Below are 13,304 nucleotides of genomic sequence, written 5' to 3' on the forward strand. Positions count from 1 at the left end.
GCGCCACCGGGGAAGTTCTTTGAGATCTATCACAATCATTCGATCCCGCTTTTACCTTTCCGCTGCCGCTGGCTAAATTAGTAACTCATCCGACCACATAACAATAATTTTACACTGGAAGAGACTATGAGCCGCTACCCGTCGTTATTCGCCCCTCTCGATCTGGGGTTCACCACACTCAAAAACCGCGTGTTGATGGGCTCGATGCACACCGGGCTCGAGGAGCATCCGGACGGGGCCGAGCGTCTGGCAGCTTTCTATGCCGAGCGCGCGCGCCACGGGGTGGCGCTGATTGTCACCGGCGGCGTGGCCCCTTCCCCTTCCGGCGTCGGCATGGAGGGCGGTGCGGTGCTGAACGATGCAGCACAGCTGCCGCATCACCGCATTGTGACCGACGCGGTACACAACGAGGGCGGTAAAATTGCCCTGCAAATTCTGCACACCGGACGCTACAGCTACCAGCCGAATCTGGTTGCGCCATCGGCCATTCAGGCGCCGATTAACCGCTTCACTCCGCATGCTCTGAGCCACGACGAGATCCTGGCGCTGATTGACGACTTCGCCCGCTGCGCCGCGCTGGCGCGTGAAGCGGGCTATGACGGCGTTGAGGTGATGGGCTCCGAAGGCTACCTGATTAACGAGTTTCTCGCCGCCCGCACCAACCAGCGCGACGACGAATGGGGCGGCGACTATGCCCGCCGGATGCGCTTTGCCGTGGAGGTGGTGCGCGCGGTACGTGAACGTGCGGGTGCGGACTTTATCATCATCTTCCGCCTGTCGATGCTCGACCTGGTGGAGGGCGGCGGCACGTTCGACGAAACCGTGCAGCTGGCGCAGGCGATAGAAGCCGCGGGCGCCACGATTATCAACACCGGCATCGGCTGGCACGAGGCGCGCATCCCGACCATCGCCACGCCGGTGCCGCGCGCGGCGTTCAGCTGGGTAACGCGCAGGCTGAAAGGCAAAGTGTCCGTTCCGCTGGTCACCACCAACCGCATTAACGATCCGCAGGTGGCGGACGATGTGATTTCGCGCGGCGATGCCGATATGGTGTCGATGGCGCGGCCGTTCCTCGCCGATGCCGAGCTGCTGTCGAAAGCGCAAAGCGGACGCGCGGATGAGATCAACACCTGCATCGGCTGTAATCAGGCCTGTCTGGATCAGATCTTCGTCGGGAAGGTCACCTCCTGCCTCGTCAACCCGCGCGCCTGCCATGAAACCAAAATGCCGGTGATCCCGGCGACAGCGAAAAAACGCCTGGCGGTTGTCGGCGCAGGACCTGCGGGCCTGGCGTTTGCGGTCAATGCCGCCTCGCGCGGGCACGGCGTGACGCTGTTTGATGCGCTGGGAGAGATTGGCGGGCAGTTTAATATCGCCAAACAGATCCCCGGCAAAGAGGAGTTCTACGAAACGCTGCGCTACTACCGCCGGATGATCGAGCTGACGGGCGTCGAGCTGCGGCTTAATCAGTTTGTCCACGCGGCGGATCTGACTGATTTCGATGAGGTGATCCTGGCGAGCGGGATCGTACCGCGCACGCCTGCGATCGAGGGTATCGATCATCCAAAAGTGCTGAGCTATCTCGACGTGCTGCGTGACAAAGCGCCGGTTGGCGAGAAGGTGGCGATTATCGGCTGCGGCGGGATTGGTTTTGACACCGCGATGTATTTAAGCCAACCGGGCGAAGCCACCAGCCAGAACATTGCCGAATTCTGCGTGGAATGGGGTATCGACACCAGCCTCAGCCAGTCCGGCGGCCTGCGACCCGAAGGGCCACAACTGCCGAAAAGCCCGCGCCAGATCGTGATGCTGCAGCGTAAAGCCAGCAAACCGGGCGAAGGGCTGGGGAAAACCACCGGCTGGATCCACCGCGCCACCCTGCTCTCGCGCGGGGTGAAGATGATCCCGGCGGTGAGCTACCAGAAGATCGACGACGACGGGCTGCACGTCACGATCGGCGGCGAGCCGCAGCTGCTGCGCGTGGATCATGTGATTTTGTGTGCCGGGCAGGAGCCGAAGCGGGATCTGGCGGATCCGCTGCGCGAGGCCGGTAAAACGGTGCATCTGATCGGCGGGTGCGACGTGGCGATGGAGCTGGATGCGCGGCGCGCGATTGCGCAGGGGACGAAATTAGCTCTGATGATCTAGAACATTGCCGGGCGGCGCTGCGCTTGCCCGGCCTACGGGTCCGAGGCCATTGTAGGCCCGGTAAGCGCAGCGCCACCGGGCAAAACAATCTTAACGACGACGTCCCAGCTTCACCGCCTTCAGCACCACGAACTTGTTGTTGGTCGCAATGGTGACGCAGTTGCCGAAAATCTTCTTCAGCTTGTGGAAGTAGTCCAGGTGGCGGTTCGCCACGATGTACAGCTCGCCGTTAATCTTCAGGCAGCGGCGCGCGTGGTGGAACATCTCCCACGCGACGTTATCCGTCAGAGCGTGCTTCTGGTGGAACGGCGGGTTACAGAACACGGCGTTGAAGCGGAACGGCTCTACCCCCGACAGCGCGTTGTTGATCATAAACTCGCAGCGGTCCAGCGCGTCCGGCATATTGGTTTCCACGTTCAGACGGCTGGAGGCCACCGCCATCGGCGATTCGTCGCTGAACACCACGCTGGCCTCCGGGTTCTTCGCCAGCAGCGTCAGGCCAATTACGCCGTTGCCGCAGCCCAGATCGACAATTTCCCCTTCCAGATTTTCCGGCAGGTGTTCCATAAAGAAACGCGCCCCGATATCCAGACCGGTACGGGAGAAGACGTTCGCATGGTTGTGGATGGTCCAGTCGGTCCCTTCCAGTTTCCAGCTCAGCGTGTCCGGCGCGTCGGCCAGCTCGGGTGCGGCGAACGTACAGTTGATCAGGCGCGCTTTTTTCCAGGCCAGCGTCGTGGTGGTTGGGCCAAGGACCTTCTCAAACAGCTCCAGCGTCGAAGTGTGAATATCACGCGCTTTGGCACCCGCGATGATGCGGGTTTCTGGCGTGACGACCTTACGCAGCGCGCGCAGCTGTTGCTCCAGCAGCGCCATGGTTTTTGGCACTTTGATGAGCACCACGCCCGGCGCCTGTGGGTAGTCCGCGGTGCTGTCGAGGAACTTCACGCTGGATTCGTCGATGTCGTTATGGCGCAGGTTTTCACGCGTCGCCAGCTCGCTTAAGTAGGAATCGCCGATGCTGTACGGCGTGTGCTCCGCCAGCGCGCAGCCCAGCGCGCCGAAGGCGTCATTCAGGATCAAAACCGGGCCGCGGATTTCAGTCTCATCCAACTGCTGCAGCAGATATTCATCCGCTGCTTCCCACGCCTGAAGCGGGTTAACGTCGTCCGTCTCCGGGAAACGTTTAAGGTTGAGTGAACGGAAACCGTTGTCTAAGTGGCTCATCGGCCCTCCTGAATGGTAAAATTTGGCGTATCCCTGAAAAGGGTGCGTGAGTATACCCGTTTTATTGTCGATTTGGGGCGTTGATGAACCAACTTACTTATCTCCAGGGCTACCCGGAGCATTTACTTTCTCAGGTTCGCAGCCTGATTGCCGAGCAAAAGCTCGGCGCGGTGCTGGAAAAACGCTACCCCGGCACCCACGATTTCGCGACCGATAAAGCCCTCTGGCAGTATACGCAGGATCTGAAAAACCGGTATTTGAAGAGCGCGCCGCCGATCAACAAGGTGATGTACGACAACAAGATCCACGTGCTGAAAAACGCGCTCGGCCTGCACACCGCCGTCTCCCGCGTGCAGGGCGGCAAGCTGAAGGCCAAGGCGGAGATCCGCGTCGCGACGGTTTTTCGCAACGCGCCGGAAGCCTTTCTGCGGATGATTGTGGTGCACGAACTCGCACACCTGAAAGAGAAAGAGCACGACAAAGCGTTCTATTCTCTGTGCTGCCATATGGAGCCGCAGTACCACCAGCTGGAGTTTGATACCCGGCTGTGGCTTACGCATTTATCGTTAAAAGGTAATGCGGAATAGCGCACGCGAATTGTCATGATGACGTGCTACAGTGGCTAAAGGTTCCCCGCTACGGAGTACGTAAACGTTTATGATACGTTTCGCAGTCATTGGAACGAACTGGATCACGCGCCAGTTCGTCGACGCCGCCCACGAAACCGGCAAACTGAAACTTACCGCAGTCTATTCCCGCAGCCTTGAGCAGGCGCAGAGTTTTGCCAACGATTACCTGGTCGAGCATCTCTTCACCTCGCTTGATGACATGGCGCAAAGCGACGCCATTGACGCGGTCTATATCGCCAGCCCGAACGCCCTGCACTTCCCGCAAACGAAGCTGTTCCTCAGCCATAAAAAGCATGTGATTTGCGAGAAGCCGCTGGCGTCGAACATCGAAGAAGTGGAAGCCGCCATCGCGCTTGCCCGCGAAAACCAGGTGGTACTGTTCGAAGCGTTCAAAACCGCCAGCCTGCCGAACTTCCTGCTGCTGCTGCAGTCCCTGCCGAAGGTGGGCAAAGTGCGCAAAGCGTTTATCAACTACTGCCAGTACTCGTCGCGCTACCAGCGCTATCTCGACGGCGAGAACCCGAACACCTTTAACCCGGCCTTCTCGAACGGCTCGATTATGGATATCGGTTTCTACTGCCTGGCCTCTGCCGTGGCCCTCTGGGGCGAGCCGCACGGCGTCACGGCCACCGCCAGCCTGCTGGAGAGCGGCGTGGATGCGCACGGTGTCGCGGTGCTGGATTACGGTGATTTCAGCGTGACGCTGCAGCACTCCAAGGTGAGCGATTCTGTCCTGCCGAGCGAAATTCAGGGCGAAGCGGGCTCGCTGGTTATCGAGAAGATCTCCGAGTGCCAGAAGGTGAGCTTTGTCCCGCGCGGCGGCAAAGCGCAGGAGCTGACGCAGCCTCAGCATATTAACACTATGCTCTATGAGGCAGAGGTCTTCGCCCGTCTGGTGGAAGACAACGAAGTGAATCACCCAGGCCTTGCGGTGAGCCGCACCACGGCGAAGCTGCAAACGGAGATCCGCCGTCAGACCGGCGTGGTGTTCCCGGCAGACGGCGTGAGCGCGGAAGTTATCGCGTAAAGCTGTGTAATGAAACGGCGCAGACCATTGACGAAACCGATGGTCTGACATATTTTGTTACCTGCAAAGGGGAGTAACTTCTTCGCCGGTGGATCGTCATTACGATGCGTGCAATACCGCATCCGGTCGCCGGGCAACCCTCGTGGTTGTAAGTGAGACCTTGCCGGAAGGCGAGGTCTATGCATAAAAAGCTAACGGCTATCGTCTTCTGACCATGGCCGTTTTTGTTTTTTATGTGTAAGGAAAATAGTATGCATTCTGTCGGCACTCCAATGTTGTGGGGCGGATTCGCGGTTGTCGTGCTCATCATGCTGGCGATCGACCTCTTTTTGCAGGGCCGTCGCGGCGCGCACGGCATGACCATGAAACAGGCCGCCGCCTGGTCGCTGGTCTGGGTTACTCTCTCCCTGCTCTTCTGCGCCGCCTTCTGGTGGTATCTGGCCTCGACCGAAGGCCGCGCGGTGGCCGATCCTCAGGCGCTCGCCTTCCTCACCGGCTATCTGATTGAAAAAGCCCTGGCGGTTGATAACGTCTTCGTCTGGCTGATGCTGTTCAGCTACTTCGCCGTGCCTGCGGCTCTGCAGCGTCGCGTGCTGGTGTACGGCGTGCTGGGTGCAATTATCCTGCGTACCATCATGATCTTCGCTGGCAGCTGGCTGATTACCCAGTTCGAGTGGCTGCTGTACGTCTTCGGCGCGTTCCTGCTGTTCACCGGGGTCAAAATGGCGCTGGCAAAAGAGGACGGCTCCGCGATTGGCGATCGCCCGCTGGTGAAGTGGATCCGCGGCCATCTGCGCATGACCGACAAGATCGAGAGCGAGCACTTCTTCGTGCGCAAGAACGGCCTGCTGTTTGCCACCCCGCTGCTGCTGGTGCTGATTCTGGTTGAGCTGAGCGACGTGATTTTCGCCGTGGACAGCATTCCGGCCATTTTCGCGGTGACCACCGACCCGTTCATCGTTCTGACCTCTAACCTGTTCGCCATCCTCGGCCTGCGCGCGATGTACTTCCTGCTGGCGGGCGCGGCGGAGCGCTTCTCCATGCTGAAGTACGGCCTGTCGGTGATCCTGGTGTTTATCGGTATCAAGATGCTGATCGTCGATTTCTACCATATCCCGATCGCCATTTCGCTCGGCGTGGTGTTTGGCATTCTGATCGTGACGCTGATTATCAATACCTGGGTTAACCGCCAGCACGATAAGAAGCAGCAGGCTTAATGCGTTTTGCCCGGTGGCGCTGCGCTTACCGGGCCTACAACGTTACCCCGTAGGCCGGGTAAGCGCAGCGCCACACCGCCCGGTCGTTAATCAATAGTTTAAAAACAAGACGCAACACGTAAAATCCAGCATTTTACGCTTCCCTCCTTTCGCGCATTCCCTATACTCGACCAGGCAAACATTTACTTACATCCGGACATAAATGTGACTAAGAGCACTTTCGGAATGGAACGCAATTTCACTCAGGAATAATGTATGAGCACACAATCGACGGGTCTTTTTGCGCGCCTGGCGCAGGGAAGTCTGGTTAAACAAATTCTGGTAGGACTGGTGCTGGGTATTCTGCTGGCCATGGTGTCAAAACCTGCTGCGGAGGCCACGGGGCTGCTCGGGACGCTGTTTGTGGGCGCCCTGAAAGCCGTCGCGCCAGTACTGGTTCTGATGCTGGTCATGGCATCGATTGCCAACCACCAGCACGGACAAAAAACCAACATTCGCCCTATTCTGTTCCTGTATCTTCTGGGAACCTTCTCTGCAGCCTTAACGGCCGTGGTGTTTAGCTTCCTGTTCCCGTCCACGCTGCACCTGACCAGCGCGGCCGGTGATATCACGCCGCCGTCCGGGATTGTGGAAGTCCTTCGCGGTCTGCTGATGAGCATGGTCTCTAACCCCATCACCGCGCTGATGAGCGGAAACTACATTGGCATCCTGGTCTGGGCGATTGGTCTGGGCTTCGCGCTGCGTCACGGCAACGAGACCACGAAAAACCTGGTCAACGATTTGTCCAACGCTGTCACCTTTATGGTGAAGCTGGTGATTCGCTTTGCGCCAATCGGTATTTTCGGCCTGGTCTCCTCTACGCTTGCAACCACCGGTTTTGACGCGCTGTGGGGCTACGCGCAACTGCTGGTTGTGCTGGTCGGCTGTATGCTGCTGGTGGCGCTGGTGATCAACCCGCTGCTGGTGTTCTGGCAGATCCGCCGCAATCCGTATCCGCTGGTGCTGACCTGCCTGCGCGAGAGCGGCGTGTATGCCTTCTTCACCCGCAGCTCTGCGGCGAACATACCGGTGAACATGGCGCTGGCGGAGAAGCTGAACCTGGATCGCGATACCTATTCCGTGTCGATCCCACTGGGTGCGACCGTGAACATGGCGGGTGCGGCGATTACGATCACTGTACTGACCCTGGCGGCGGTGCATACGCTGGGTATTCCGGTGGATCTGCCAACCGCGCTGCTGCTGAGCGTGGTGGCATCGCTGTGCGCCTGCGGCGCATCCGGCGTGGCGGGCGGTTCGCTGCTGCTGATCCCGCTGGCGTGTAATATGTTCGGTATCCCGAACGAAATCGCCATGCAGGTGGTTGCCGTCGGCTTTATCATCGGCGTGCTGCAGGACTCCTGCGAAACCGCGCTGAACTCCTCTACCGACGTGCTGTTTACCGCGGCGGCCTGTCAGGCGGAAGACGCGCGTTTAGCGAAGAACGCCCTCCGCAGTTAAAAAGAAAAGCCCGGTGGCGGCTACGCCTTACCGGGCCTACAGGGTTTAGTAAGTCGGGTAAGCGCTAGCGCCACCCGACAAAGTACTTACAGCGTCACACCGCTCTTAAAGATTGCCAGCTCGCGGAAATCGTTCTTCTCGTTGCAGGTCTGCTTGCCGCTGGCAATTTCCACAATCGCGTCCACGAATTCCGTCAGCAGCTGCGGCATCGCCTTGCCGTGGATAAGCTGCCCGGCATCAAAGTCAATCCAGTGTTTTTTCTTCGCCGCCAGCTCGCTGTTGGTGGCGATTTTCACCGTCGGCACAAAACCGCCGTACGGCGTGCCGCGACCGGTGCTGAACAGCACCATATGGCAGCCGGCTCCCGCCAGCGCGCTGGTGGCGACCGCATCGTTACCGGGCGCGCTCAGCAGGTTCAGACCGTGCGTTTTCAGGCGCTCGCCGTAGCGCAGAACGTCAACCACCTGGCTCGCGCCTGCTTTCTGGGTGCAGCCGAGGGATTTCTCTTCCAGCGTGGTGATCCCCCCCGCTTTGTTACCCGGCGACGGGTTCTCATAAATGGGCTGATTGTGGGCAATGAAGTACTGCTTGAAGTCGTTCACCATGGTGACGGTTTTTTCAAACGTCTCCTCGTCGCGGCAGTGGCTCATCAGAATACGTTCCGCACCGAACATCTCCGGCACCTCGGTCAACACCGTCGTGCCGCCGTTGGCGATCACATAGTCCGAGAAGCGCCCCAGCATCGGGTTGGCGGTGATACCGGACAGGCCATCAGACCCGCCGCACTCCAGACCAAACTTCAGCTCGCTCAGCTTGCCCGGCTCGCGCTTGTCGTGGCGCATCACCTCATACAGCTGATGAAGCTGTTCGACGCCCGCTTCCACTTCGTCGTCCTGATGCTGGCACACCATAAAGTGCACGCGCTCAGGGTCAAACTCACCGAGCGTCTCGCGGAAGGCGTCCACCTGATTGTTCTCGCAGCCCAGGCCAATCACCAGCACCGCGCCCGCGTTCGGGTGGCGCACCATGTTTTGCAGCATGGTTCGGGTGTTGATGTGGTCGTCACCCAGCTGGGAGCAGCCGTAGGTGTGGCTGAACAGATGCACGCCGTCAGTGCCTTCGGCATCGTTGGTCTCTTTCAGGAAGCGCGTCTGGATCTGACGCGCAATCCCGTTCACGCAGCCGACGGTCGGGAGGATCCACAGCTCGTTGCGGATCCCCACGTCGCCGTTTGCGCGGCGGTAGATCTGCACCTCACGATCCGCCGCCTGCTCTTGTGCCGCAGGTAAATCAGGTTGATAGCTGTACTCGTCCAGATCGCTCAGATTTGTGCGGGCGTTGTGGGAATGGATGTATTCACCCGGCGCGATATCCGCCAGCGCATGACCGATGGGCAGACCGTACTTCACCACGTTCTCCCCTTTGGCAATGGGGATCAGGGCAAACTTGTGTCCACGTCCAACGGACTGGCGTAACGTCACCGACTGGTTGTCGAAGGTGACTTCCGTCCCTTCGGTTAAATCTGCCAGCGCGACGGCCACGTTATCCAGCGAATGGATTTTGATGTATTGCATATCAACCTCAAACGGCCCTAGTTCAGTTCAATGGCGAAGTAGTCACGCGCATTGTTAAAGCAGATGTTTTTCACCATGTCGCCCAGCAGCTGGATATCCGCCGGCGCTTCGCCTGCGTGCACCCAGCGGCCAATCATCTGGCACAGAATGCGGCGGAAGTATTCATGACGGGTATAGGACAGGAAGCTGCGGCTGTCGGTCAGCATGCCGACAAAGCGGCTCAGCAGGCCAAGCTGCGCCAGCTGCGTCATCTGACGCTCCATGCCGTCTTTCTGATCGTTGAACCACCAGCCGGAGCCGAACTGCATCTTGCCCGGCATCCCTTCGCCCTGGAAGTTGCCGATCATCGTGCCCAGCACTTCGTTATCGCGCGGGTTCAGGCAGTAGAGAATGGTTTTCGGCAGCAGGTTTTGTTCGTTCTGTTTGCTCAGCAGTTTTGACAGCTCTTCCGCCAGCGGACGGTCGTTGATCGAGTCAAAGCCCACGTCCGCACCCAGCAGTTTAAACTGGCGCTGGTTGTTATTGCGCAGCGCACCGATGTGGTACTGCTGTACCCAGCCGCGACGCGCGTATTCGGCACCGAGGAACACCAGTACCGCCGTTTTGAACTGCGCCACTTCGTGCTCGCTAAGCGATTCACCGGAGAGGCGACGCGCCAGAATGCTGTCCAGCTCGGCCTCGTTTGATTCCGCAAACAGCACCACGTCCAGCGCGTGGTCAGAGACTTTACAGCCGTGCGCCGCGAAGTGATCCAGACGTTTGGTCAGCGCGGTTTGCAGATCGGCGAAACGACGGATGTCGGTATCGGACACTTCCGCCAGCTTCGCCATGTAGTCGTTGAACGTGGCCTGCTCAATGTTGAAGGCTTTGTCCGGGCGCCAGCTTGGCAGCACTTTGATATCAAAAGAGGTGTCTTTGGCGACAACGGCATGATGCTCCAGGGAGTCAATCGGATCGTCGGTGGTGCCGACCATCTTCACGTTCATCTGCTTCATGATGCCGCGCGCGGAGAAGTTATCCTGCGCCAGGAGCGCGTTGCACTGGTCCCAGATTTCATCGGCGGTCGTTGGGGAGAGCAGTTTGCCGGCGATGCCAAACGGGCGACGCAGCTCAAGGTGCGTCCAGTGATAGAGCGGGTTACCGATGGTGTGCGGGACGGTCGCCGCCCAGGCGTCAAACTTCTCGCGATCGGTCGCATCACCGGTGCACAGGCGCTCAGCCACGCCGTTGGTGCGCATCGCACGCCATTTGTAATGGTCACCCTTCAGCCAGATGTCATACAGGTTTTTGAAACGGTAATTTTCGGCAACCTGCTGCGGCGGCAAATGGCAGTGGTAGTCGAAAATCGGCTGATCTTTTGCATAGTCGTGGTACAGGCGGTCCACCATCCGACGTTTTTTTCGTGAGTGAGATCAATAAACGCAGACAAATACATTACCCAAACTGGAGCAAATCCTTCTACAAGCCGCGCCAGTACTGGCTTGAAGCGACAAGAATAATGCCCCCACAAAGAATCATACATTTGTTATGTCACTCACCTTTTAAAGCTGTATGACAAGTTATCTTTTCGCCGTCGCAAACTATAAGCCGACGGAATGCATTCCTGGTGTCAGTTACACCAGATTTAACGGTACGGAAACCGACTTATGCAGATGACTTTTGGCAAGGTTCGGGCCGTTCCGGGACATTTCCCGGTTACGCCCCTCCCGTTACTGAACGGCTCCCGGCAACGGTCGAGCGGTTACCGTGTCCCGGCACGGCAATACTATAACGATGAGGTTTTACATGCGTAAAATTAAAGGGTTACGTTGGTACATGATCGCACTGGTGACGTTAGGCACCGTGCTGGGCTACCTGACGCGTAACACCGTCGCAGCCGCAGCGCCGACGTTAATGGAAGAGCTGCATATCTCCACGCAGCAATACTCCTACATCATTGCTGCCTATTCCGCGGCGTACACCATCATGCAGCCTGTTGCAGGCTACGTGCTGGATATCCTCGGTACCAAAATCGGCTATGCCTTCTTCGCCATCGCCTGGGCGGTGTTCTGCGGAGCCACCGCGCTGGCGGGCAGCTGGGGCGGCCTGGCGCTGGCGCGCGGTGCGGTCGGTGCGGCAGAAGCCGCTATGATCCCGGCGGGACTGAAGGCCAGTTCCGAGTGGTTCCCGGCAAAAGAGCGCTCTATTGCTGTCGGCTACTTCAACGTGGGTTCGTCCATCGGGGCGATGATTGCGCCGCCGCTGGTGGTGTGGGCTATCGTGATGCACAGCTGGCAGATGGCTTTCATCATTTCCGGCGTGCTGAGCTTCGCCTGGGCAATCGCGTGGCTGGTTTTCTATAAGCACCGCGCGATCAGAAAAAACTCTCCGAAGAAGAACGCGAGTACATCATTGGTGGTCAGGAAGCGCAGCATCAGACCAACAACGGCAAAAAAATGACCGTCTGGCAGATCCTGGGCACCCGTCAGTTCTGGGGTATCGCCCTGCCGCGTTTCCTGGCGGAACCGGCCTGGGGGACCTTCAACGCGTGGATCCCACTGTTCATGTTTAAAGTCTACGGCTTTAATCTGAAAGAGATCGCGATGTTCGCCTGGATGCCGATGCTGTTCGCTGACCTGGGCTGTATCGTGGGCGGCTACCTGCCACCGCTGTTCCAGCGCTGGTTTGGCGTGAACCTGATCGTTTCCCGTAAGATGGTGGTCACCATGGGCGCACTGCTGATGATTGGCCCGGGCATGATCGGCCTGTTCACCAGCCCGTACGTGGCCATCGCCCTGCTGTGCATCGGTGGTTTTGCGCACCAGTCCCTGTCCGGCGCGCTGATTACGCTCTCGTCTGACGTCTTCGGTCGCAACGAAGTGGCCACCGCCAACGGCCTGACCGGGATGGCCGCCTGGACCGCGAGTACGATGTTCGCGCTGGTCGTCGGCGCGCTGGCGGATACCATCGGCTTCAGCCCGCTGTTTGCAGTACTGGCGGTCTTCGACCTGCTGGGCGCGGTGGTGATCTGGACGGTGCTGAAAAGCAAATCGGCAGAGGAGCTGGCAAAAGAGTCACTCGGGAAACCGGCCACGCAGAGTTAGCCTTGCTGTGCCGGGTGGCGCTACGCTTACCCGGCCTACAAACCCCGTAGGCCCGTGCAAGCGAAGCGTCGCCGGGCATTTAAAGGCCACTCAGTAGTGGCTTTTTTAATGGCAAAATCTGGAGAGTGGCACGCAAAAGTGGTATAACAAATCATCTGCCGTACCCTGCCTGGAGCGCATATGGAAATCACCGAACCACGTCGTTTATATCAACAACTTGCTGCGGAGCTGAAAGATCGCATCGAGCAAGGGGTCTATCTTGTCGGTGATAAACTGCCCGCCGAGCGCTTTATCGCGGATGAAAAAAGCGTCAGCCGCACCGTGGTGCGTGAAGCGATCATCATGCTGGAAGTCGAAGGCTACGTTGAGGTACGCAAAGGCTCCGGCATTCACGTCATTTCCAATCTGCCGAAACACTCTCCCGTCGCGGACGAGAGTCTGGAATTCGCCAGCTACGGTCCGTTTGAGCTGCTCCAGGCTCGCCAGCTGATTGAAAGCAACATTGCCGAATTTGCGGCGACGCAGGTGACCAAGCAGGACATCATGAAGCTGATGGAAATCCAGGAGAATGCCCGCAAGGAAAAATGTTTCCGCGATTCAGAGTGGGATCTGCAGTTCCACGTCCAGGTCGCCCTGGCAACCCAGAATACGGCGCTGGCGGCAATCGTTGAGAAAATGTGGACTCAGCGCGTTCACAACCCGTACTGGAAAAAACTGCACGACCATATCGATTCCCGTACCGTCGACAACTGGTGTGACGATCACGATCAAATCCTTAAGGAAGTTGCGATTAAGTGGTCCGCAGCTCCCGATATGACGCCCCAAACCGTCCTTTATCGACGTCCTGTGGCTCAATTTTCCAATTTTCAGCCCAAAATCGTCTCTTCGTGGCTGATTTTGGC

9 protein-coding genes and 1 pseudogene are annotated in these 13,304 nt (G+C 58.6%); 7 read left to right on the plus strand and 3 right to left on the minus strand.

The window, feature by feature from the left end; all coding sequences use genetic code 11:
* Nucleotides 1–126: 126 nt before the first annotated feature.
* Complete coding sequence (locus ACOTXT_RS17000) at nt 127–2,148, plus strand: NADPH-dependent 2,4-dienoyl-CoA reductase (protein ID WP_333166097.1); 2,022 nt, start codon at nt 127–129, stop codon at nt 2,146–2,148.
* A gap of 90 nt (nt 2,149–2,238) precedes the next feature.
* Here ACOTXT_RS17000 and rlmG read toward each other — a convergent pair whose 3' ends face one another.
* A complete protein-coding gene (gene rlmG, locus ACOTXT_RS17005) occupies nt 2,239–3,375 on the minus strand; it encodes a 23S rRNA (guanine(1835)-N(2))-methyltransferase RlmG (RefSeq protein ID WP_045371401.1) in 1,137 nt (378 codons plus the stop codon).
* 83 nt (nt 3,376–3,458) lie between these two features.
* On the opposite strand from rlmG, the gene ACOTXT_RS17010 reads away from it, so the two are divergent.
* The 4 genes from ACOTXT_RS17010 (at nt 3,459) to sstT (ending at nt 7,745) form a co-directional block, all read left to right on the plus strand.
* Nucleotides 3,459–3,962 (plus strand): YgjP-like metallopeptidase domain-containing protein, encoded by a 504-nt coding sequence (locus ACOTXT_RS17010; RefSeq protein ID WP_008503152.1) that lies wholly within the window; start codon nt 3,459–3,461, stop codon nt 3,960–3,962.
* Between the two features lie 70 nt (nt 3,963–4,032).
* Entirely contained in the window at nt 4,033–5,031 is a 999-nt protein-coding gene (locus ACOTXT_RS17015) for a Gfo/Idh/MocA family protein (protein ID WP_187797774.1), read from the plus strand.
* A gap of 251 nt (nt 5,032–5,282) precedes the next feature.
* On the plus strand, nt 5,283–6,248 hold the full coding sequence (locus tag ACOTXT_RS17020) for a TerC family protein (RefSeq protein WP_021242367.1): 966 nt from the start codon (nt 5,283–5,285) through the stop codon (nt 6,246–6,248).
* Between the two features lie 255 nt (nt 6,249–6,503).
* Nucleotides 6,504–7,745, plus strand: a complete 1,242-nt coding sequence (sstT, locus tag ACOTXT_RS17025) for a serine/threonine transporter SstT (RefSeq protein ID WP_008503149.1) — start codon at nt 6,504–6,506, stop codon at nt 7,743–7,745.
* A gap of 86 nt (nt 7,746–7,831) precedes the next feature.
* Here the strand turns inward: sstT and ACOTXT_RS17030 are convergent, their stop codons facing one another.
* Nucleotides 7,832–9,319 carry a UxaA family hydrolase gene (locus ACOTXT_RS17030; protein WP_023344958.1) on the minus strand — a complete coding sequence of 496 codons (1,488 nt, stop codon included), beginning with the start codon at nt 9,317–9,319 and terminating at the stop codon, nt 7,832–7,834.
* A gap of 17 nt (nt 9,320–9,336) precedes the next feature.
* Complete coding sequence (gene uxaC / locus ACOTXT_RS17035; protein WP_333166103.1) at nt 9,337–10,707, minus strand: glucuronate isomerase; 1,371 nt, start codon at nt 10,705–10,707, stop codon at nt 9,337–9,339.
* 397 nt (nt 10,708–11,104) lie between these two features.
* Here uxaC and ACOTXT_RS17040 point away from each other — a divergent pair.
* Both ACOTXT_RS17040 and exuR read left to right on the plus strand, forming a co-directional pair.
* Nucleotides 11,105–12,402 (plus strand): annotated as a pseudogene (locus ACOTXT_RS17040) (MFS transporter).
* A 180-nt stretch (nt 12,403–12,582) separates the two neighbouring features.
* A partial coding sequence (gene exuR, locus ACOTXT_RS17045; protein WP_421625370.1) for a transcriptional regulator ExuR occupies nt 12,583–13,304 on the plus strand: 722 nt, incomplete at its 3' end.

The sequence above is a fragment of the Enterobacter cloacae complex sp. IR5422 genome (genome assembly GCF_049238165.1).
Taxonomy (GTDB): domain Bacteria; phylum Pseudomonadota; class Gammaproteobacteria; order Enterobacterales; family Enterobacteriaceae; genus Enterobacter; species Enterobacter roggenkampii.

What these genes read in the sequence shown, in the direction of transcription:
- ACOTXT_RS17015 (WP_187797774.1), top strand. Translation starts at nt 4,033, where the DNA reads ATGATACGTTTCGCAGTCATTGGAACGAACTGGATCACGCGCCAGTTC.
- rlmG (WP_045371401.1), bottom strand. Translation starts at nt 3,375, where the DNA reads ATGAGCCACTTAGACAACGGTTTCCGTTCACTCAACCTTAAACGTTTC.
- ACOTXT_RS17020 (WP_021242367.1), top strand. Translation starts at nt 5,283, where the DNA reads ATGCATTCTGTCGGCACTCCAATGTTGTGGGGCGGATTCGCGGTTGTC.
- ACOTXT_RS17010 (WP_008503152.1), top strand. Translation starts at nt 3,459, where the DNA reads ATGAACCAACTTACTTATCTCCAGGGCTACCCGGAGCATTTACTTTCT.
- ACOTXT_RS17000 (WP_333166097.1), top strand. Translation starts at nt 127, where the DNA reads ATGAGCCGCTACCCGTCGTTATTCGCCCCTCTCGATCTGGGGTTCACC.
- ACOTXT_RS17030 (WP_023344958.1), bottom strand. Translation starts at nt 9,319, where the DNA reads ATGCAATACATCAAAATCCATTCGCTGGATAACGTGGCCGTCGCGCTG.
- uxaC (WP_333166103.1), bottom strand. Translation starts at nt 10,707, where the DNA reads ATGGTGGACCGCCTGTACCACGACTATGCAAAAGATCAGCCGATTTTC.
- sstT (WP_008503149.1), top strand. Translation starts at nt 6,504, where the DNA reads ATGAGCACACAATCGACGGGTCTTTTTGCGCGCCTGGCGCAGGGAAGT.